The sequence below is a fragment of the Kitasatospora sp. SC0581 genome (assembly GCF_048159585.1).
Classification (GTDB): Bacteria; Actinomycetota; Actinomycetes; order Streptomycetales; family Streptomycetaceae; genus Kitasatospora.
Window position 1 is genome coordinate 29,251 of the sequence record NZ_JBLRWA010000032.1, and the last position, 19,582, is coordinate 48,832.

Consider the following 19,582-nt stretch of genomic DNA (forward strand, 5'->3'; position numbering starts at 1 on the left):
GGTGTCGAACAGTGCCCGGCACGTGCCGCCCTGGGCCAGGTTCGTCGCCCGGCGGCTCGCGGCGGGGCTGGTGGTGGTGTGGGGGACGCTCACGGTGACGTTCTTCGCCCTCCACCTCGCCCCCGGCGACATCGTGGACGGACTGATCGGGCCGGGCGCCGCCGGCACCCCGGCCCTGCGTGACCAGGTGATCGCCGAGAACGGCCTGAACGACCCGCTGCTCGTCCAGTACGGCCGCCAGCTCGCCCGGTTGGCGAGCGGCGGCCTCGGCTGGTCGTACCAGCTCAACGAGCCGATCGAGCGGCTGCTCGGCAGCCAGCTCGGCCCGACCGTCGAGCTGGCGGTGTCCGCGCTGGTCACCGCGCTGGTGCTGGCGGTGCTGGCGGCCACCCTGACGGCCGGCCGGGGCCGGGCGGTGCGCGCCGCCGCCGGTGTCGCCGAGCTGCTGATGGTGTCGATGCCGTCGTTCTGGCTGGGCATCATCCTGCTGACGGTGTTCTCCTACCGGCTGCACGCGCTGCCCTCGATCGGGGCGGACGGGCCGGCGGCGCTGGTGCTGCCGACGCTGGCGCTGGCGCTGCCGCTGGCCGGAGTGCTCGCCCAGGTGATCCGCCAGGAGCTGGAGAGCGCCGACGGCCGTCCGTTCGTGCTGACCGCGCGCTCGCGCGGCCTGGGCGCGACGGCGGTGCTGCTGCGGCACACCCTGCGGCACGCGCTGCTGCCGCTGACCACGCTGGCCGGCTTCGTGCTGGGCAGCCTGTTCGGCGGCGCGGTGCTGGTGGAGAACATCTTCACCCGGCCCGGCCTGGGCCGGGTGCTGGCCAACGCGGTCGGCTCGCGCGACCTGCCGGTGGTCAGCGCCCTGGTGGTCATCTCCAGCGCGGCGTTCGTGGTCATCAACACCCTGGTGGACGTGCTCCACCCGCTGATCGACCCCCGGCTGCGCGAGGGAGGAGCGGCATGAGCACCGTGACCGCCCTCCTCGACCAGCCGGCCGCGGCCGCCGCCCGCCGGGGTGCGCTGCTGCGCTCGCCCGCCCGCCTGGCGCCGCTGGTCCTGCTGGCCGCGGTGGCGCTCGTCCTGGCCTTCCCCGGGGTGTTCGCCACCCACTCCCCCGCGGCGACGGACGTCGCGGCGGCGCTGCGCCCGCCCGGTGCCGAGCACTGGCTGGGCACCGACCAACTCGGCCGGGACGTCTGGTCGCGGCTGGTGCACGGCACCCGGCTGTCGCTGCTGATCGCGGTCGGCGCGACGCTGATCGGGGTGGGCGGCGGCGCGCTGCTCGGCCTGGTCGCCGGCTGCGGCGGACGGCGCGTCGACTTCGTCCTGATGCGGGTGGTGGACGTGCTGCTGGGCTTCCCCGAACTGCTGCTCGCGCTGGTGGTGGTGGCGGTTCTGGGCGGCGGCACGGTCAACGTGGCGATCGCCATCGGCATCGCCGGGGTGCCCCACTACGCCCGGCTGGTGCGCGGCCAGGCACGGCTGGTGCTGCGCTCGGAGTACGTGGAGGCGGCGCGGGTGCTGGGGGTGCCGGCCTGGCGGTCGGTGCTGCGGCACGTGCTGCCGAACGTCGGCGGCCCGCTGGTGGTGCTGGCCTCCATCGGGCTGGGCTCGGCCATCATCTCGGGCTCCGGGCTCAGCCTGCTCGGCCTGGGCCCCGTCCCGCCGGAGGCGGACTGGGGCTCGATGGTCGCCGACGGCAAGGACTTCCTCCAGACGGCCTGGTGGATCTCGATCTCACCCGGCCTGGCCGTCTCGGTCGTGGTGGTCTGCACCACGCTGATCGGCCGTTCGCTGCAGCTGAGGGCGGTGCGATGACGACGACAACGACAACGGAAGCGACCGGTGCGGAGGCGACGGCCGGGGACACCGGTGCGCCGGTGCCGGGCCCGCTCGTGCGGGTGGAGGGGCTGCGGGTGTCGTTCCCCGGCGCGCCGCGGCCCGCCGTGGACGGGGTGTCACTGGCCATCGGCCCCGGGGAGTGCGTGGCGCTGGTCGGCGAGTCCGGCTCGGGCAAGTCCGTCACCTCGCGTTCCCTCATCGGGCTGGCGGGCGCCAGGGCCAGGGTCTCCGCCCGGACCCTGGAGGTCGCCAGGGCGGACACCGCCGGCTTCGGCGAACGGCAGTGGCGCGCGGTGCGCGGCCGGCGGGTCGCCGTGGTCTTCCAGGACGCGCTGACCGCGCTGGACCCGCTGCGCACCGTCGGCGCCGAGATCGCCGAGGCGGCCCGTCTCGGCGGCACCGCCGGCCCGGACGTCGGCGCCCGGGTGGTGGAACTGCTCACGGCGGTGGGCGTGCCGGAGCCGGAGGCCCGGCGCACCCAGTACCCGCACCAGCTCTCCGGCGGGCTGCGCCAGCGCGCGCTGATCGCCTCGGCGCTGGCCGCCGACGCGCCGCTGCTGATCGCCGACGAGCCGACCACGGCGCTGGACGCGATCGTCCAGGCGCAGATCCTGGCGCTGCTCGGCCGGCTCAAGGCCGAGGGCCGGGGACTCCTGCTGGTCAGTCACGACCTGGCGGTGGTGGCGCAGTTGGCGGACCGGGTGCTGGTGCTGCGGCGGGGCGAGGTGGTGGAGAGCGGGCCGACCGGCCGGGTGCTGTCCGCCCCGGAGCACCCGTACACCCGGATGCTGCTGGACGCGGTGCCCTCGGGCCGCCCGCCGGCCCGTCCCGCCCAGGCCTCGGCCCCGGCCGAGGCTCCGGACACCGGGGCACCGGACGCCGAGGAGGCGGCCCCGGTGCTGACCGGGCGCGGGCTGGTCAAGTCCTTCGCCCCGGGCGGGCCGAGGGCCCTCGACGAGGTCGGGTTCACCCTGCGGGCGGGCGAGGCGCTGGGCGTGGTCGGCGAGTCCGGCTCGGGCAAGACCACGCTGGCACGGGTCGCGATGGGCCTGTCCCGTCCCGACGCCGGGGAGGTGCTGCTGCACGGGCGGCCCTGGTCGGCGCTGCCGGAGCGGCGGCGCCGGGCCGGGCGCTCGGCGATCCAGTTCGTCCAGCAGGACCCGTACGCCTCGGCGGACCCCCGGTTCACCGTGGCGCGGATCATCGGCGAGGCGCTGCCGGGACTGCGGCGCGCCGAGCGGGCCCGGCGGTGCGCGGAACTCCTCGACCAGGTCGGCCTGCCGGCCGAGCTGCTCTCCCGCCGGCCGCACCAGCTGTCCGGCGGTCAGCGCCAGCGGGTGGCCATCGCCCGGGCGCTGGCGGGCCGTCCGCGGGTGCTGGTCTGCGACGAGCCGGTCTCGGCGCTGGACGTCTCGGTGCAGGCGCAGGTGCTGGAGCTGCTGGACCGGCTGCGGCGCGAGCGGGGCATCGCCCTGCTGTTCATCACCCACGACCTGGCCGTGGTGCGGCAGGTCGCCGACCGGGTGCTGATCATGCGCGGCGGGTCGGTCGTCGAGGAGGGCGAGACCGAGCGGATCTTCGAGGCCCCCGCTCACCCGTACACCCGGGCCCTGCTGGACGCCGTCCTGCGGCTGCCCGGCGCGGACGGTGCGGACGGCGCGGGCAGTACGGGCAGTGCGGGCAGTACGGACGGCTCGGGCAGGACGCACGGCGCCGACGTCACGGGCCGCGACGACCCGGAGCAGGACACGGAGCAGGCCCCGGAGCGGAACACCGAGCAGGACACCGAACACGTCGCCGGGCAGGACGGCGAGCACGTCACGAAGTGGGAGACATGACTGACACGACGACGGACGCCGTCCCCGAGGCCGCCGAGGCGTGGCTGCGGCGGGCCGAGGAGGTCGCGGCGCTGCTGGCACCCGGCGCCGCCCGGCGCGACCGCGAGGGCACCCCGCCGGTGCGGGAGATCCGGCTGCTGAAGGAGTCCGGCCTGGTGACCCTGCTGGGGCCGGTCGAGTACGGCGGGGCCGGCCAGGACTGGTCCACCGCGTTCCGGGTGGTGCGCACCGTCGCGGCGGCCGACGCCTCGGTCGGCGAGCTGCTGGCCCACCACTACGTGTGGGTGTCGATCGCCGAGTTCATCGGCACCGACGAGAAGATCCAGCACATCGCCGAGGTGTCGGCCCGGGCCCGGTGGTTCTACAGCGGGTCCTCGAAGCCCCGCTCGGCGCCCCTGGTGATCCAGGACACCGGCCGCGAGATGCTGTTCCACGGGCGGCTGGAGCGCGTCCTGGGCCACCCGGTGTCGGACATCACCATCCTGGAGGGCTTCCTGGAGGACGGCGACACCCCGATCAGCGCGCTCGCGATGAGCGACCACCTGGGGCTGTCCTTCGAGCCCGGCGCCGAGGAGTTCGGGCTGCGGTCGCTGGCCGCCGGGACGGTGGTCGCCGACGGCGCGAACATCCCGTGGACCGGGGCGCTCGGCCACGTCGACAAGACCTTCGTGCCCCGGGTCTACAACACCTTCCTCACTCCGGCCTTCCAGCTCGCCCAGGCCAACGCGCTGATCGGCGCGGCCCGGGGCGCGCTGGACGCCGCCGCCCGGCACGCCCGCGAGCAGTGGTCGGAGGCGCCGCTGACCGAGGCCGCCGCCGCGGACGCGGCCCGGCACTACGGCGCCCTGGCCTCCGCGCTGTGGGCGGTGGAGGCGTTCGCCGACGCCGTCGGCGCCGAGGCGGACGCCCTGCACGCCCGGCGCCGCACGGTGACCGAGGAGGAGCGCGGCCGGCACGCCGTCCGGGTCGCGGCGCTGGCCGCGCAGGCCGGCGCGGCGGCCGACGCGGTCACCGCCGGCGTGCTCGGGGCGGCCTGCCCCGGCGGCGCCGAGGCCGCGGCCGGGCTGGACCGCTACTGGCGGGACACCCGGGCGCGGCGGGTGCACGAGGACGACCCGGGGCGCGCCCGCGTGGTGGGGCGCCACCTCCTGCACGGCGAAGTCCCCCGCCCCACCTGGTACGCGTGACACCCCGAGTAAGGAGCACCCCCGCATGACCAGCAGTTCCCCGACCGTCCCGCTGTCCGTCCTCGACATATCGTCCATCGACTCCGCCGGCAGCCCCGCCGAGACCCTGGTCGGCACCCGCCGGCTGGTGGCGGCCGCCGACGAGCTGGGCTACACCCGGTTCTGGGTGGCCGAGCACCACAACTCGCGCGGGATCGCCGGCTCCGTGCCGGCCGTCCTGCTGGCCGCGCTCGGCGAGCGGACCAGCCGGATCCGGATCGGCGCGGGCGGGGTGATCCTGCCCAACCACCCGCCGTACGCCGTCGCGGAGTCCTTCCGGACGCTGGCCGCGCTGTTCCCCGGCCGGGTGGACCTGGGCATCGGCCGCTCGGGCGCGGACCCGCTGCTCTCCCACGCGCTGCGCCGGGCGCCCGACGAGGACTTCCCGGCGGCGCTGGAGGAGCTGCTCGCCTTCGTCGACGGCGGCTTCCCGGACGGGCACGTCTACCAGCGGCTGGAGGCCCTGCCGGAGCCGCCGCAGCCGCCGCGGCCGTGGCTGCTGGGCGCCAGTGTGCGCAGCGCCGTGGACGCGGGCCGGCGCGGGCTGCCGTACGCGTTCGCCCACCACTTCTTCAACTCGCGCGGCACCGAGGAGGCGCTGCGGGCGTACCGGCAGAGCTTCCGGCCCTCGGCCCGGGCCGAGCGGCCGCACGCGATCGTCACCGCCTACACGGTGTGCGGGGAGACCACGGAGCACGCGCGCCGGCTGACGGCGCCGGCGCTGTTCCCGGTGCTGCGGCTGAACGGCGCCTCGCCGATCGCGCCGCTGCCCACCGTCGAGGAGGCGGCGGCGTACCCGTGGACGGAGGCCGAGCTGGCCTCCGCCGACGCGCTGCTCAGCACCCAGGCGGTCGGCGACGCCGAGGAGGTCCGCCGGGCGCTGACGGACCTGCTGGAGCGCACCGGCGCGGACGAGCTGATGGTGACCAACAACGTCACCGACGTCGAGGAGAAGATCCGCTCGCTGGAACGCGTGCGGGACCTCGCCCCGGCGCTGCCCGTCCCCGCCGGGGTCAGCCGGTAACGGCCGGGCGGCGGCGATGGGCGCGGGCGCCGAGGCTGTCGCGGATGCGGCGGTGGTGGGTGACCAGCCAGACCCGCTCGGGCTCCCCGGGCGGGCAGCGGTCCAGGGCGTGGTCGAGACAGCTGACCGCGAGCGCGTCGTCGCCCGCGGCGGCGGCCCGGGCGGACGCCCCGACCAGGGCTTCCCAGGCACGGCGCTCCATCGCCTCCACCGGGGTGCCGTCCGCCTCGGCGAGCGCGATGGCGCGGTCGTGGTGGAAGGCCAGCAGCCCGGGGCGGGGCACGTCCAGCAGGGCGGCCCAGTCCGCCGCCCGCAGATGGCGTTCGACCAGGACGCGGCCGGGCAGCTGGGCGAGCGCGACATCACGGCTGACGGCGTACCGGAAGGCGTACTCGACGTCTCCGGGGACGCCGCTGCGGCGCACCCGGCGCAGCAGTTCGCGCGACTCCAGGAGCTCCAGGCTGCGGCCGACCTCCTCGGGGTCGCGCTGGCTGACGGCCTCGACCGCGCCGCGCCACAGCGTGCCGCCGACGACGGCGGCGTCGCGCAGCACCGAGCGGGTGGTGCGGTCGAGGCCGTCGAGCTGGGCGGCGGCGACGGCGAGGACGGCCGGCGGGTGGTCGGCGCCGGCGTCCGCCGCCCGCGCGTAGGCCTGGGCGAACAGCGGGTTGCCGTCGGCGAGGGCCGCGCGGCGGTCGTCGGCGGGCGTCGGGTGGCGGCGGCCGGAGGCGGCACCGATCACGGTGGCGGTGGCCGCGGTGGACAGCGGTGCCACGTGCAGCAGGACCGAGCGGCGCTTGGCGCACCCCCAGGAGGGCCTGGTGTGGAGCAGTTCGGAACGGGCTCCGACGATCAGCAGCAGGGCGACCGGGCCGAGCCGGACGGTGAGGTCCTCGACGAAGGAGCGGACGAAGTCGGCGGCGCGGTGGAGGTCGTCCAGGACGACCACCAGCGGGCGCTCGGCGGCCGCCTCCTCCAGGAACTGCCGCAGCGCGCCGAGGACTTCCTCCCGTGGGACGGCGCCGCCGTCCGGCCCCTCGGCGGAGGCGGCCGGGGCGGGCAGGCCGAGGCAGGCGGCGAGCGCGGTGACGATCGGTCCGGTGTCGGCGTGCGGGAGGAGCCCGCGCACGACGTTGGTCAGTGCGGGCAGGACGACGGCCGCCGGGGCTCCGGCGCGGATGCCCGTGTAGGCGCGGACCAGGCCGGCCAGCGGTTCGTAGGGGGTGTGGGCGTCGAAGGCCGGGGTGCCCGCGTGGAGCACCCGGGGCGCCGGCGGTCCGGCGCCGTCGCGCAGCGCGGCGGCGAACTCCCCGATCAGCCGGGTCTTGCCGATGCCGGGCTCGCCCAGCACCGTGACCAGGTACGGCAGTTGGCGGCGGACGCTGTCCTGGTAGGCGCCGCGCAGCAGGTTCAGCTCGTGGGTGCGCTCCAGGAACGGCGGTTCGGCGGGGTGCCCGGACGGCCCGCGGCCGTCGCGGCGGGCGGGCGCGGGGCGGTGGACGCCGGGGACGCCGGGGACCGGGGCGAAGCCGAGGCCGGCGCCGCCGGTCTCGACGGTGGCGTCGGCGGCCCACAGTTCCCCGCGGGGGACCTGCAGCAGCAGGTGGTGGCAGGCGTCCAGGACCTCGCCGGTGACCTCCACGGGCTCGGGCGCGCTGTCGTCGTAGGTGACCACCACCTCGCCGGTGCCGACCACGAGGTGGGTGACCGGCCGGGTGGCGGCGGCCCCGCTGCCGGGCACCGGTCCGGCAGCGGTGGCCCCGGGGGCGGCCGGTCCGGGCGCCTCGAAGTGGCGGTGCAGGGCGAGGGCGGCGCGCAGGGCCCGCTCGGCGTCGTCCTCGTGGGCCCGGGGGACGCCGAAGACGACCAGCCACACCGAACCGAAGGCGCGGCGCACGTGTCCGCCGAAGGGCGCCATCTCGCGCCGGATGTCGGCGGTCAGCTCCTTGACGGCGTGGTCGACGCGCTCGGGGGCGAGGGCGCCGCCGTCGGCCGTCCACTGGGCGCGGACCATGACGACGCTGGCCGCGCGCCGCTCGACCCGTTCCCAGGACGCGCGGAAGGCGTGCTCGGCGGCCGGGGCGGCGGCGGTCCCGGCGCGGCCGGCGCCGCGGTCGTCGGCGCGGCTGTCGTCGGCGCGGTCGTCGGCGCGCGCGGGCGGGGCGGGGGCCGGCCGGGGGCGCGGCGGCTGCGGGGCGGCTGCGGCCGCAGGGCGGGGTCCGACCGGGGGCGGGAAGTCCGCCGCGCCGCCCGGGGCGGTGGTGAGCCGCAGCGCCAGGGCCGGGTCGTGGCTGAGGATCGCGCGCTGGAGGCGTCGCAGGTCGCGGCCGGGCTCCAGGCCGAAGCGGTCGGCGAGCAGGTCCCGGGTGCGCCGGTAGCGGTCCAGCGCCTCGGACTGGCGCCCGCAGTTGTAGAGGACGACCATCAGCTGGGCGACCAGGCGTTCCCGGGTCGGCTCGGCCTCCAGCATGGACTCCAGTTCGCCGATCAGCTCGCGGTCCCGCCCCATCGCCAACTCGGCCTGGATGCAGTCCTCGTGGACGGCGAGCCGGGTGCCCTGGAGGGCGGCCAGCTCGGGCCAGGTGAGCCCGGCGTCGCTCACGTCGGCGAGCACCGGGCCGCGCCACAGGCCGAGGGCGCGGCGCAGCAGTTCCGAGGCCCGCGTCCAGTCGCCGGCCGCCAGTCGGGCCCGGCCCAATGTGACAAGCTCATGAAATTCCGTGAGATCGAGCTGTTCAGGCTCGATTCTGAGCACGTATCCGGGCACAGTGGTATTCAGCGCGGGTTTCCCGTCCGCCGGCTCCCCGACCGCCTGGAATGCGCGGCGCAGCCCGGCCACCGAGTTCTGCACCATTTTCCGCGCCGTGGACGGACGGTCATCGCCCCAGAGTGCGGCGACTATCTCGTTGATACCCACCACGCTATTCGCGCGGAGCAGCAGAACACCGAGCAGGGCCCTCTGCTGCAGGCCGCGAATGGGCACGTCGGTGCCGTCGGAGAGCACTTCAAGCGGCCCCAGAACGTTGAATCGCACCCCTACCCCCTTGATTCCCTGCGATTCCGGAGAAAGCCATTCCGGAGAATGTGCCCGATGGTACATCAGATCGATCCGGGGCCTTCCGTTGACCGCACGTCGACTTCGATCTACGCTATCGATGGCGACCCCCCTGCCGGTATTCCCCGAGGCAAATTCGCCGCCGCCGACCGGCCGGGTTGATTCGACGTCGCGGTGATCGGGCAGGCGTGCGGGCCATGGGGGCGTCGTAACGGCGCCGGCCCGGTGGACCGGCCGGCGTCACCAGTGGATCCCCGTGGTCCGCATGGTCGAGACCCCGGCTCCGCTCCGTCCGCGACACCGCCTTCCGCGAGGACGCCCCCCGGGATCAGCACCGGCCACGGGCCCGGGAACACGGCGACCCCGCGCGACCCCGCGATCAACGCCGTCCGCGATCAACACCCTCCGCGACCACGGCCGCACCGGCATCGCGGCCGGCCTCCGCCACGCCTCCGGTCGGCCCCTCACCCGCCCACTCGTCCTCCTCCACGCCCCTGAGCAGGGACGATGAAAGATCGTCAGGACCCTGGACCAGCCCTGCCCACCCGGCCGCCCCGGCGCAGTGGCCCGCCCATGAGCGATCAGTTCCCGGGCGATGGGCGGGGTGTCCCCATGATGGGTTCGACCGGGAGCGGGTGGCCGTCGCCACCGCCCCGGGGGAGCCGCCGAGGACCGGCGGCCGGACGCCTACAAGAGACGAGGTCGGGGGTACCCGGTGCCTTCCCTGCTGGAACGTGACGCGCACATCGACAGACTCGACCACCTGCTCGCCGAATGTCTCGGCCGCGCGGGCCGGGTGGCACTGGTCGACGGACCCCTCGGCAGCGGCAAGAGCGAGCTGCTGCGGGTGTTCACCGCCCGGGCCGCCGAGCGCGGAGTCCTGGTCGTGGGCGCGGGCTGTTCCGCCCAGGAGCGGGACCTGCCCTTCGGGATCGCCGACCGGATCGCCCACTCCCCCGGCTGGCCCGCCAAGCACGCCGAGCGGCTGGCCGCGCTGGCCGACCCGGCCGTCCTCGCCGACCCGGCCGACAGTGCCGGCGGCACCGCCCTCAACGGCGCCGCCCTCAACGGCAGCAGCGCGGTCGGCGACCCGGCCGGCCCGCCGTCGCCGGCGCTGCTGCGCGCCTGCCGCGACCTGACCACCGCCCTGCTCGCGGCCGCCGCCGACACCCCGGTGCTGCTCTGCGTCGAGGACATCGGCCACGCCGACGAGGCGTCCCTGCACTTCCTGCGCCACCTCGTCCGCCACCTGCCGCAGAGCCGGGTGCTGCTGGTCCTCACCGACGGCAGCACCCCGTGGCCCGCGCGGCGCCGGCTGCACGCCGAACTGCTGCGCCACCCGCACGCGCACCGCCTCGCACTGGCCCCGCTGTCCCGGGCCGGCGCGCTGCGCCTGGTCACCGAGGGCCTGGGCGAGGAGGACGCCCGGCACCGCGGCCCCGGCCTGGTGGACGTGGCCGGCGGCAACCCGCTGCTGCTGCACGCCCTCGTCGAGGAGCACCTCGACCGCGCCGACGAGCCCGAACCGCGCTACGGCCCGGCCCTGCTGAGCTGCCTCCACCGGGCCGGCCCCGGCGTGCTGCGGGTCGTCCAGGCCCAGGCCGTGCTCGGCGAGGAGGCCCCGGCCGAGGACGTGGCCCGGCTGCTGGGCGAGCGGGAGAGCGCCGACGCGGTCGCCCGGACCCGCGCCACGCTCACCGCCGCCGGACTGCTGGACGGCGAGGGACGGCTGCGCACCGCGGCCGCCCGCGCCGCCGTCCTGGAGGACCTCGCCCCGCACGAGCGCACCGAACTGCGGCTGCGGGCCGCCCAGTTGGCCCACGAGACGGGCAGCCCCGCCGCCGAGGTGGCCCGGCACCTGGTCGAGGCCGGGCGGGCGCCCGCGCCGTGGGCGGTCGCCGCGCTGACCGAGGCGGCCGAGCACGCCCTGCTCGACCACCGTCACCGCACCGCCGTCGCCTGCCTGAGCCTGGCCCACAAGGAGGCCGCCGAGGAGAACGACCGGGCGGTGCTCCGGCACCGGCTGGCGCAGGCCGAGTGGCAGCTCAACCCCTCGGCGGCGGCCCGGCACCTGGTGCCGCTCACCGCCGCGGTCCGGGCCGGGCACCTCGGGCTCGCCGAGGCGCTCGTCCTCGTCCGGTACCTGCTGTGGCACGGCCGCGGCGAGGAGGCGCTGGCCGTCCTGGACCTGCTGCGCGCCCGGACCGGACCGGCCGGACCGGCCTCCCCCGCCGAGACGGGCGCGCTGCGCGACGTCGAAACCTGGCTCGCCTACACCCACCCGGGCCTGGCCCGGGGCCGCCGCGTCCCGGTGCTGCCCGCCGACCTGCGGCACACGGTCGCCCCGGACGTCGACCCGCAGCTGCGGGCCGCCGCCGCACTCGCCGGGGCGCTCACCCGGGGACGGGCCACGGAGACCGTCGACCACGCCCAGCAGGTGCTGCACGACGCCCACCTGCACGGCCGCACCGCGTGGGCCGAGGAGGCCGCGCTGCTCGCGCTGCGGGTGCTGCTCCAGGCCGGGCGCGCCGACACCGCGGCGGTCTGGAGCCAACGGCTGCTCGGCACCGCCGCGCGCCGCGAGGCCCCGACCGCGACGGCCCTGTACTCGGCGGCGCACGCCGAGGCGGCCCTGCGGCTCGGCGAGCCGACCACGGCGGCCGAGCACAGCCGGGCCGCGCTGACCCACCTCAGCCCCACCTCCTGGGGCATCGCGGTGGGCCTGCCGCTGGGCACGCTGGTCATCGCCGAGAGCCGCACCGGCGAGCACCGCTCGGCCGCCAAGCACCTCACCCACGCCGTCGGTGAGGCGATGTTCCAGAGCCTGTACGGGCTGCACTACCTGTTCGCCCGCGGCGAGCACTACCAGGCGACCCGGCACGGCCACGCGGCACTCGCCGACTTCCTGTCCTGCGGCGAACTGCTGCGCACCTGGGGCCTGGACGGCGCCGGGGTGGTGCCCTGGCGCACCCAGGCCGCCGACGCCTGGCTGCGGCTGGACAACCGGGACCGCGCCTGGCGGCTGATCCACGAACAGCTCAGCCGGGCCGACGCCGACCTGCCGCACAACCGCGGCCCGGCGCTGCGGCTGCTCGCCGCGGCCGGGCCGGCCGGGCGGCGCGGCCCCCTGCTCACCGAGGCCGTCGACCTCACCGAGGCCTCCGGCGACCGCTACGAGCAGGTGCGGGTGCTCACCGACCTGAGCCGGGTGCACCAGGGCTCCGGCAACAGGCGCCGGGCCCGGCTGCTGCTGCGCCAGGCCCTGCACGTGGCGAACATGTGCGCCCTGCAGCCGCTCGTCCAGGAGCTGCTGTCGGTCTCGGCGGACCTCGGCGAGAGCGGCCCCGCCGCCGACGCACGGGAGCCGGGCGGGGTCGACGCGCTCACCGAGTCCGAGCGGCGGGTCGCCTCGCTCGCCGTACTCGGCTACACCAACCGCGAGATCGCCGGACGCCTGTACGTCACGGCGAGCACCGTGGAACAGCACCTCACCCGGGTCTACCGCAAGCTCGGGGTACGCCGACGCAAGGACCTGCCCGCCGATCTGTGGGCCAACCTGAGGAAGACGGGATGACGACGCCGATGACCACGCCGACCGCCACCAGCCTGACGGTGCACGACGGCACCGGGCCCGACCTCGCCCGGGCCCTGGCGGGCCTGACCGCCGGCCAGCAACCGCAGTGGCCCGATCAGGAACGGGTGCGCGAGGTGCGCGCCGCGCTCGGCGCCCTGCCGCCCCTGGTGGAGCCCGCCGCCGTGGACCGGCTCCGGGAGCGCCTGGCCGAGGCCGCGCTCGGCCGGGCCCTGGTCGTCCAGGGCGGGGACTGCGCCGAGACCTTCGCTGGCAACACCCCCGAGCACGTGCGCGCCAACCTGCACGCCCTGCTGCACTGCGCGACCCTGTTCGAGGTCGCCTCCGGCCTGCCGGTGGTGCCGGTCGGACGCGTCGCCGGGCAGTACGCCAAGCCGCGCTCCAGCCCGACGGGCCCGGACGGGCTGCCCTCCTACCGGGGCGACATCGTCAACGGCCTCGCGGCGACGGCCGAGGCCCGCACACCGGACCCGCGGCGGATGCTCACCGCGTACGACGGCGCCGGCGCCGCGCTCGACGTGCTGGACTCGGTGGCCGACGCGACCCGCACCGAGCTGTTCGCCAGTCACGAGGCCCTGCTGCTCGACTACGAGGTGCCGCTGGTGCGCGACGGGTACGCGCTGTCCGGCCACTTCCTGTGGATCGGCGAGCGGACCCGCGAACTCGACGGCGCGCACGTCGCCCTGGCCCGCCGGATCGCCAACCCGCTGGGCCTCAAGCTGGGCCCGTCCACCACCCCGGAGCAGGCCGTCGCCTACGCCGAGGCGCTGGACCCGGACCGCGTCCCCGGCCGGCTGACGCTGATCAGCCGGATGGGCGCGGACCGGGTGTCCGACGTGCTGCCGCCGCTGGTGGAGGCGGTGGCGGACGCGGGACACCCGGTGGTCTGGCTCTGCGACCCGATGCACGGCAACACCGAGACGGCGGCCGGCGGGCTGAAGACCCGCCGCTTCGACCGGATCGCCGCCGAGGTGAGCGGGTACTTCGCCGTGCACCGGGCGATAGGCAGCCACCCCGGCGGCCTGCACCTGGAACTGACCGGCGACGACGTGACCGAGTGCCTCGGCGGTCGCGAGGACCTGCGCGAGGAGCAGCTCCCCGAGCGCTACCTGACCGGCTGCGACCCGCGGCTGAACGGGCGCCAGACCCTCGACCTGGCGCGCGTGGTGGCGGAGATCCTGCTGGAGCACTCCGCCCGGCGGGCGCCCGTGGCGGTCTGAGGACCGCCCACCCGGACCGACGGCCCGCTCCTCCACGCGGAGGGGGAGCGGGCCGTCAGCACGTGCGCGGGAGGGGGCGGGCAACTCCCCACGGGTTCAGGCAGGTTCAGGCGGACGGGCCGTCAGGCGGCGAGGTCGGTGCGGAGCGCTTCGAGGAGCGCGGCCAGCTCCGTCCGGTCCGCCGCCGCGCCGTAGACGTAGAAGTCCGGCCGGACCAGCACCGCGACCGCCCCGGCCTCGGCCAGGTACGGCAGGTACACCCCGTCGGTGTCGCCCACCGCGCCCGCCGGGGGCTCCTCGTCGGTGGCCGCGAGCACCCTCACCGCGTGGCCGCCGAGGTCGGCCAGCCAGGCGCGGTCCCCGGCGGTGAGCAGGCTCTCCGGCGGCTCGGTGGTGAGCAGCACGAAGCCGCGCCCCACCACGTCGTCGAAGAGCCCGGCGGGCCGGCCGGCCGCCGTCACCCGCCCCTGGACGACCAGGTCGCCGGCCGGGCCGCCGCCGTGCCGCAGGCCCGCCGTGAGCGGCTGGACCGGGGTGCGCGGCCGGGCCGCGCCGACCTCCGCGCCGCGCCGGGCCCGCTCCTGGGCGGCCAGCATGACGGTGTCGCGGTCGCGGGCCGCGGCCGGGTCGGTCTGGCAGATGACCCGGCCCAGGTCCATCGACATGGTGAGCGCGTGCCGCACGTGCTCGCGCCGCTCGGCGGTGTAGCTGTCGAGCAGCCCTTCGCCGGCCCGGCCGGTGAGCACCAGGTCCAGCTTCCAGGCGAGGTTGGCGGCGTCCCGGAGGCCCGAGCACATGCCCTGCCCGGCGAACGGCGGCATCAGGTGGGCGGCGTCCCCGGCGATCAGCACCCGGCCGCGCCGCCACTGGTCCGCGTAGCGCGCCTGGAAGGTGTAGACGGCGTGCCGCAGCAGGGTGGCGTTGCCGGGGTCGATGTCGAACAGCGAGAGCAGCTTCCAGACGTTGGCCTCGCCGCCGAACTCCTCGGGCGACTCGTGGTCGAGCCGCATGAACTCCCAGCGCCGGTGGCCCGGCCCGGCGGAGACGGCGGTGCGCGGCCGGGCCGGGTCGCAGACCTGGAGGTTGTTGGGGACGAACTCCCGGCCGTCGTGCGGGACGACGTCGCAGGTCAGCCAGTCGTTGAAGAACGCGAAGTCGGTGGCGGTCAGCCCGGCCTCCTCGCGCACCACGCTGTTGGCGCCGTCGCAGCCGATCACCCAGCGGGCGGTGAGCGGGCCGCCCGACGGGCCGGTCCGCGGTCCTTCGACCGTGAGCGTGACCGCGTCGCCGCGGTCGGCGAGCGCCGTCACCCGGTGGCCGCGCAGGACGCGCAGCGTGGGGTACCGCTCGCCGTGGGCGGCCAACGCGGCCTCCAGGCCCGGCTGGTAGACGGCGCTGGAGTCGGGCCAGCCGGAGCGGCCGGCGTCCTCGACGTCCACCCGGAAGAGGGTCTGCCCGTCGGCGTTGTGCCAGACGTAGTCCCGGGAGGACTCGACGTGCTCGTCCAGGGCCGCGCCCACGCCGGTGGCGGCGAGGATGCGGGCGGACTCGCCGTCGAAGGAGACCGCCCGCGGCATCGGGTACGGCCGGGGGAAGCGCTCCAGGACGGTGACCCGGTGGCCGCGGGCGGCCAGCAGCAGGGCGGCGGTCTGGCCGACCGGCCCGTAGCCGACGATCGCGACGTCGGTGTCGAAGCCGTCGCCGTCTCCCACAGCGGCGGCGGTCTCGGTGTGGACGGGGGTGCTCATGCGGTGGCCGCGTCCTTCCGCAGGATCTCGGCGAGCACCCGGGCGTGCTCCTCCGGGTCGGCGAGGCCGCGCAGCCGCTCGGTGCCGTCCTCGACGACGACCAGGCGGGTGCCGATCAGGATCCGCTGGCCGCCCTCGAAGGCCCGGCCGCGCACCACGATGCCGGAGCCGGCCAGGGCCCGGGCGAACCGGTCCAGCTCCGGTGAGGGGACCAGCCAGTCCGCAAAGGCGCGCGGCCGCGCGTGGAACCGGTAGACGGCGCGCCAGTCGCCGACCCGGCCCCGGCGCTGCACCACGTGGTGGCCGGTGTCCGCGCGCACGACGCGGAAGTCGGTGCCGAACTGCGGCTGCACCTCGTCGGGCACCACCCGCAGCGGCTCCAGGTAGGACGGGCCGACGAAGCCGACGTCGACCAGCCAGAGGTCGCCGTCCAGCCGGACGAAGCCGAGGACGTGCTCCAGGTCCGGCCCGAAGCTGTCGTCCACCTGCCGGATCCCGGCCGAGAACAGCCCGGTCTCGTAGCCGAGTTCGCGCAGCAGCGCGAGGAAGAGCCCGTTCAGTTCGTAGCAGACGCCGCCCCGGCCGCCGAGCACGACGGCGTCGAACACGGCGTCGACGTCGATGTCGACGCCCGCCCACAGGGCCTCGCCGCGGGCGGTGTTGAGCGAGGAGTCGTACGGGATGGCGATCAGGTGGCGCCGGTGCAGCTCGCGCAGGGTGTCGGCGGTGGGGTCGAGCGGGCCGTCGTAGTCGAGGGCCTTGAGGTAGGCGGCGGTGTCGAACACGGCGGTCACTTCCCTTCGGTCCGCTGCTCGGCGGGCACGGTCTCGGAGGCTTCGGTCTCGGCGGGCACGGTCTCGGAGGCTTCGGTCTCGGCGGGCACGGTCTCGTCGAGCAGGGAGAGGAGGTGGCCGGCGATCCGCTCCGGGGTGGGCTGGTCGAAGGCGAGCAGGGCGGGCAGTTCGAGCCCGGTGACGTTCTGGAGGCGGTTGCGCAGCTCGACGGCGGTCAGCGAGACGAAGCCGATGTCGAAGAAGACGGCGTCCGCCCCGATCTCGTCGGTGCCCTCGTGCCCGAGGACGGCCGCGACCTCCGTGCGGACCACGTCGACCAGCACGGCCAGGCGCTCCCCCGGGTCGGCGTCCGCCAGCCGGCGGGCGAGGACGGCGCCGGGCGCCTCCTCGGTGGTGGTGTCGGGCTCGGTCTCGGTGGCCATCGGGGAATCTCCTGCGGGGGTGGTCGTCACGGACACCGACTCCAGCCAGTAGTGCCGGTGTTGGAAGGGGTAGGTCGGAAGCTCGGAGGCGGGGAGGGTGCCGGCGCCCGCGTAGGAGGCCGACCAGTCGACCTCCACGCCGCGGACGTGCAGCGCGGCGGCCGAGAGCAGGACGCGGTCCCAGCCGCCCTCGTCGCGCCGCAGGGTCCCGGTGACGGCCGCCTCGCGCACGGAGGCCGCCTCCAGGGCCTCGACGATGCCGTGGGCGAGTACGGGGTGGGCGCTGACCTCGACGAACGCCCGGTACTCGGCGGCGGCGAGGGTGGCGACGGCCTCGGCGAAGCGGACGGTCTGCCGCAGGTTGCGGTACCAGTACCCGGCGTCCAGCTCCGGACCCTCCAGCCAGCGGCTCTCGACGGTGGAGAGGAAGGGGATCGCGGCGGGCTGGGGCTTCACCGAGCCCAGCAGCTCGGCGAGTTCGGCCTCGATGGACTCCACGTGCGAGGTGTGCGAGGCGTAGTCCACCGGGATCCGGCGGACCCGCACGCCCTGCTCCTCGTACCCGGTCACCAGGGTGTCGAGCGCGGCCGGGTCACCGGCCACCACCACCGAGGACGGACCGTTCACGGCCGCGATCTCCACGCCGTCCGGCAGCGCGCTCGCCACCCGCTCCCGGGGAAGGCCGACCGAGACCATGCCGCCCCGGCCGGCGAGGCCCCGGGCGATGGCCTGCGACCGCAACGCCACCACGGCCGCCGCGTCGTCCAGCGAGAGGATCCCGGCGACGTGCGCCGCCGCGATCTCCCCCTGCGAGTGACCGACCACCGCGTCCGGCACCACGCCCAGCGACGCCCAGAGGCGCGCCAGGCCGACGTTCACCGCGAACGACACCGGCTGCACCACGTCCACCCGCTCCAACGAAGCGGCACCCGGCACCTGGTTCACCACATCGAGCAACGACCAGTCGACATAGGACGTCAGGGCCTTGTCGACCTCACCGAGCGCCTCCGCGAAGACCGCCGACTCGGCGAGCAGCCGACGACCCATCCCCGCCCACTGGGAACCCTGGCCCGGAAAGACGAAGACGGTCTGCCCGGCGACGTCCGCCGTGCCGGTGACCAGGGCGGGCGAGGCGGCGTCGCCCGCGAGCGCGGCCAGGCCGGTGCGGTGACCGTCGAGCGCGTCGGCCACCACGACGGCGCGGTGCGCCAGCAGGGTCCGGGCCTCGGCCAGCGTCCGGGCCGCGTCGGCGGGTGCCGGGCCGCGTGCCTCGGTGTAGTCGAGCAGCCGCTCCGCCTGGGCGCGCAGGGCGCCGGCGGAAGCGGCGGACAGCAGCCAGGGGACGGCGGCGGCCTCGGGGGCGGGCTCCGCGGTGGGCTCGGCGGCGGGTGTCCGCGCGTCCGCAGTGGGCGCCTCCTCCAGGATGACGTGGGCGTTGGTGCCGCTCACCCCGAAGGCCGACACGGCGGCCCGGCGCGGGCGGTCGGCCGCCGGCCACGGCCGGGCCTCCGTCAGCAGCCGCACCTCCCCGACCGACCAGTCGACCTGGGTGGTCGGCGCGTCCACGTGGAGGGTCCGCGGCAGCACGCCGTGGCGCAGCGCCTCGACCATCTTGATCACGCCGGCGACGCCGGCCGCCGCCTGGGTGTGGCCGATGTTGGACTTCAACGACCCCAGCCAGAGCGGCCGTTCGGCCGGACGGCCCTGCCCGTACGTGGCCAGCACCGCCTGCGCCTCGATCGGGTCGCCCAACGGGGTGCCGGTGCCGTGGCCCTCGACGGCGTCGACGTCGGCGGCCGTCAGCCGGGCGTTGGCGAGAGCTGCCCGGATCACCCGCTGCTGGGCGGGCCCGTTGGGCGCGGTGAGGCCGTTGGACGCGCCGTCCTGGTTGACGGCCGAACCCCGGACCACGGCCAGCACCTCGTGCCCCAGCCTCCGGGCGTCCGACAGCCGCTCCAGGACGAGGACGGCCACGCCCTCCGCCCAGCCGGTGCCGTCGGCGGCGTCCGCGAAGGCCTTGCAGCGCCCGTCGGTCGCCAGGCCGCGCTGCCGGGAGAACTCCACGAACGGCGAGGGCTGGGACATCACCGCGACACCGCCGGCCAGCGCCAGCGTGGACTCGCCGCTGCGCAGCGACTGGGCGGCCAGGTGGACGGCGACCAGTGAGGAGGAGCAGGCGGTGTCGACGGTGATCGCGGGCCCCTCCAGGCCGAGCGTGTAGGCGACCCGGCCCGAGGCCACGGAGCCGGAGGTGCCGGTGGCGAGGAAGCCTTCGAGCCCGGCGGGCACGCTTCGCAGACCGGTGGCGTAGTCGTGGTACATGACGCCGGAGAACACGCCGACGGCCGTGCCGCGCAGGCCCGCCGGGTCCAGGCCGGCCCGCTCCAGGGCCTCCCAGGAGGTCTCCAGCAGCAGCCGCTGCTGCGGGTCCATGGCGAGCGCCTCGCGCGGTGAGATCCCGAAGAAGGCGGCGTCGAAGTCGGCGGCGCCGTGCAGGAATCCGCCCTCGCGGACGTAGGAGCGGCCGGCCCGGTCCGGGTCGGGGTCGAAGAGTCCGTCGAGGTCCCAGCCGCGGTCCTCGGGGAACTCGGCCACGCCGTCGCGTCCGTCGGCGACCAGCTGCCACAGGTCGGCCGGGGAGGCGACGTCGCCCGGCAGCCGGCAGGCCATCCCGACGATGGCGATCGGCTCACCGGCCACCGCCTCCAACGCGGCCTTCTCGGAGGCGAGTTGTTCGTTGTCCTGGAGCGCGGCCCGCAGTGCCTCGACCAGCCTCGCCGTCTGGTCGAGGGCGGCCGCGCCGTCGTTGGTGGTGGTGGTC

Annotated in this window: 11 protein-coding genes and 1 pseudogene; 8 read left to right on the top strand and 4 right to left on the bottom strand. The window is 76.4% G+C overall.

Annotation, left to right across the window (positions count from 1 at the left end; all coding sequences use genetic code 11):
• The first annotated feature begins 1 nt into the window (after position 1).
• The 5 genes from ACLWS4_RS31855 to ACLWS4_RS31875 are packed head-to-tail and all read left to right on the top strand — an operon-like array spanning position 2 to position 5,930.
• Complete coding sequence (locus tag ACLWS4_RS31855; RefSeq protein WP_241852957.1) at positions 2–964, top strand: ABC transporter permease; 963 nt, start codon at positions 2–4, stop codon at positions 962–964.
• Positions 961–1,818: an ABC transporter permease gene (locus tag ACLWS4_RS31860; RefSeq protein ID WP_416875948.1), complete on the top strand. Its 858-nt coding sequence runs from the start codon at positions 961–963 to the stop codon at positions 1,816–1,818. The genes ACLWS4_RS31855 and ACLWS4_RS31860 overlap by 4 nt, the downstream gene beginning before the upstream one ends.
• Positions 1,815–3,680 carry a dipeptide ABC transporter ATP-binding protein gene (locus tag ACLWS4_RS31865; RefSeq protein WP_416875949.1) on the top strand — a complete coding sequence of 622 codons (1,866 nt, stop codon included), beginning with the start codon at positions 1,815–1,817 and terminating at the stop codon, positions 3,678–3,680. Before ACLWS4_RS31860 ends, ACLWS4_RS31865 begins: the two co-directional genes overlap by 4 nt.
• Positions 3,677–4,867 carry an acyl-CoA dehydrogenase family protein gene (locus ACLWS4_RS31870; RefSeq protein ID WP_416875950.1) on the top strand — a complete coding sequence of 397 codons (1,191 nt, stop codon included), beginning with the start codon at positions 3,677–3,679 and terminating at the stop codon, positions 4,865–4,867. The genes ACLWS4_RS31865 and ACLWS4_RS31870 overlap by 4 nt, the downstream gene beginning before the upstream one ends.
• Before the next feature lie 25 nt (positions 4,868–4,892).
• Positions 4,893–5,930: an LLM class flavin-dependent oxidoreductase gene (locus ACLWS4_RS31875; protein ID WP_416875951.1), complete on the top strand. Its 1,038-nt coding sequence runs from the start codon at positions 4,893–4,895 to the stop codon at positions 5,928–5,930.
• Here the strand turns inward: ACLWS4_RS31875 and ACLWS4_RS31880 are convergent.
• The gene (locus ACLWS4_RS31880) at positions 5,920–8,628 is read right to left on the bottom strand and encodes a BTAD domain-containing putative transcriptional regulator (RefSeq protein ID WP_416875952.1); all 2,709 of its coding nucleotides are present in this window, start codon (positions 8,626–8,628) and stop codon (positions 5,920–5,922) included. The genes ACLWS4_RS31875 and ACLWS4_RS31880 overlap by 11 nt on opposite strands.
• A 12-nt stretch (positions 8,629–8,640) precedes the next feature.
• Here ACLWS4_RS31880 and ACLWS4_RS31885 point away from each other — a divergent pair, with 12 nt between their 5' ends.
• The 3 genes from ACLWS4_RS31885 (at position 8,641) to ACLWS4_RS31895 (ending at position 13,797) form a co-directional block, all read left to right on the top strand.
• On the top strand, positions 8,641–9,147 hold the full coding sequence (locus ACLWS4_RS31885) for a hypothetical protein (protein WP_387976108.1): 507 nt from the start codon (positions 8,641–8,643) through the stop codon (positions 9,145–9,147).
• Positions 9,148–9,700: 553 nt separating this feature from the next.
• The gene (locus ACLWS4_RS31890; RefSeq protein WP_416875953.1) at positions 9,701–12,559 is read left to right on the top strand and encodes an AAA family ATPase; all 2,859 of its coding nucleotides are present in this window, start codon (positions 9,701–9,703) and stop codon (positions 12,557–12,559) included.
• Complete coding sequence (locus ACLWS4_RS31895; RefSeq protein ID WP_416875954.1) at positions 12,556–13,797, top strand: 3-deoxy-7-phosphoheptulonate synthase; 1,242 nt, start codon at positions 12,556–12,558, stop codon at positions 13,795–13,797. The genes ACLWS4_RS31890 and ACLWS4_RS31895 overlap by 4 nt, the downstream gene beginning before the upstream one ends.
• 122 nt (positions 13,798–13,919) lie before the next feature.
• Here ACLWS4_RS31895 and ACLWS4_RS31900 read toward each other — a convergent pair whose 3' ends face one another.
• The 3 genes and pseudogenes from ACLWS4_RS31900 to ACLWS4_RS31910 form a co-directional block, all read right to left on the bottom strand.
• Positions 13,920–15,545, bottom strand: coding sequence for a bifunctional 3-(3-hydroxy-phenyl)propionate/3-hydroxycinnamic acid hydroxylase (locus ACLWS4_RS31900; RefSeq protein WP_416875955.1), 1,626 nt, complete (start codon positions 15,543–15,545; stop codon positions 13,920–13,922).
• A complete protein-coding gene (locus tag ACLWS4_RS31905) occupies positions 15,542–16,330 on the bottom strand; it encodes an arylamine N-acetyltransferase family protein (protein WP_375875173.1) in 789 nt (262 codons plus the stop codon). The genes ACLWS4_RS31900 and ACLWS4_RS31905 overlap by 4 nt, the downstream gene beginning before the upstream one ends.
• Positions 16,331–16,335: 5 nt before the next feature.
• A pseudogene (locus tag ACLWS4_RS31910) lies at positions 16,336–19,536 on the bottom strand (type I polyketide synthase); the annotation flags it as partial.
• Positions 19,537–19,582 lie beyond the last annotated feature (46 nt).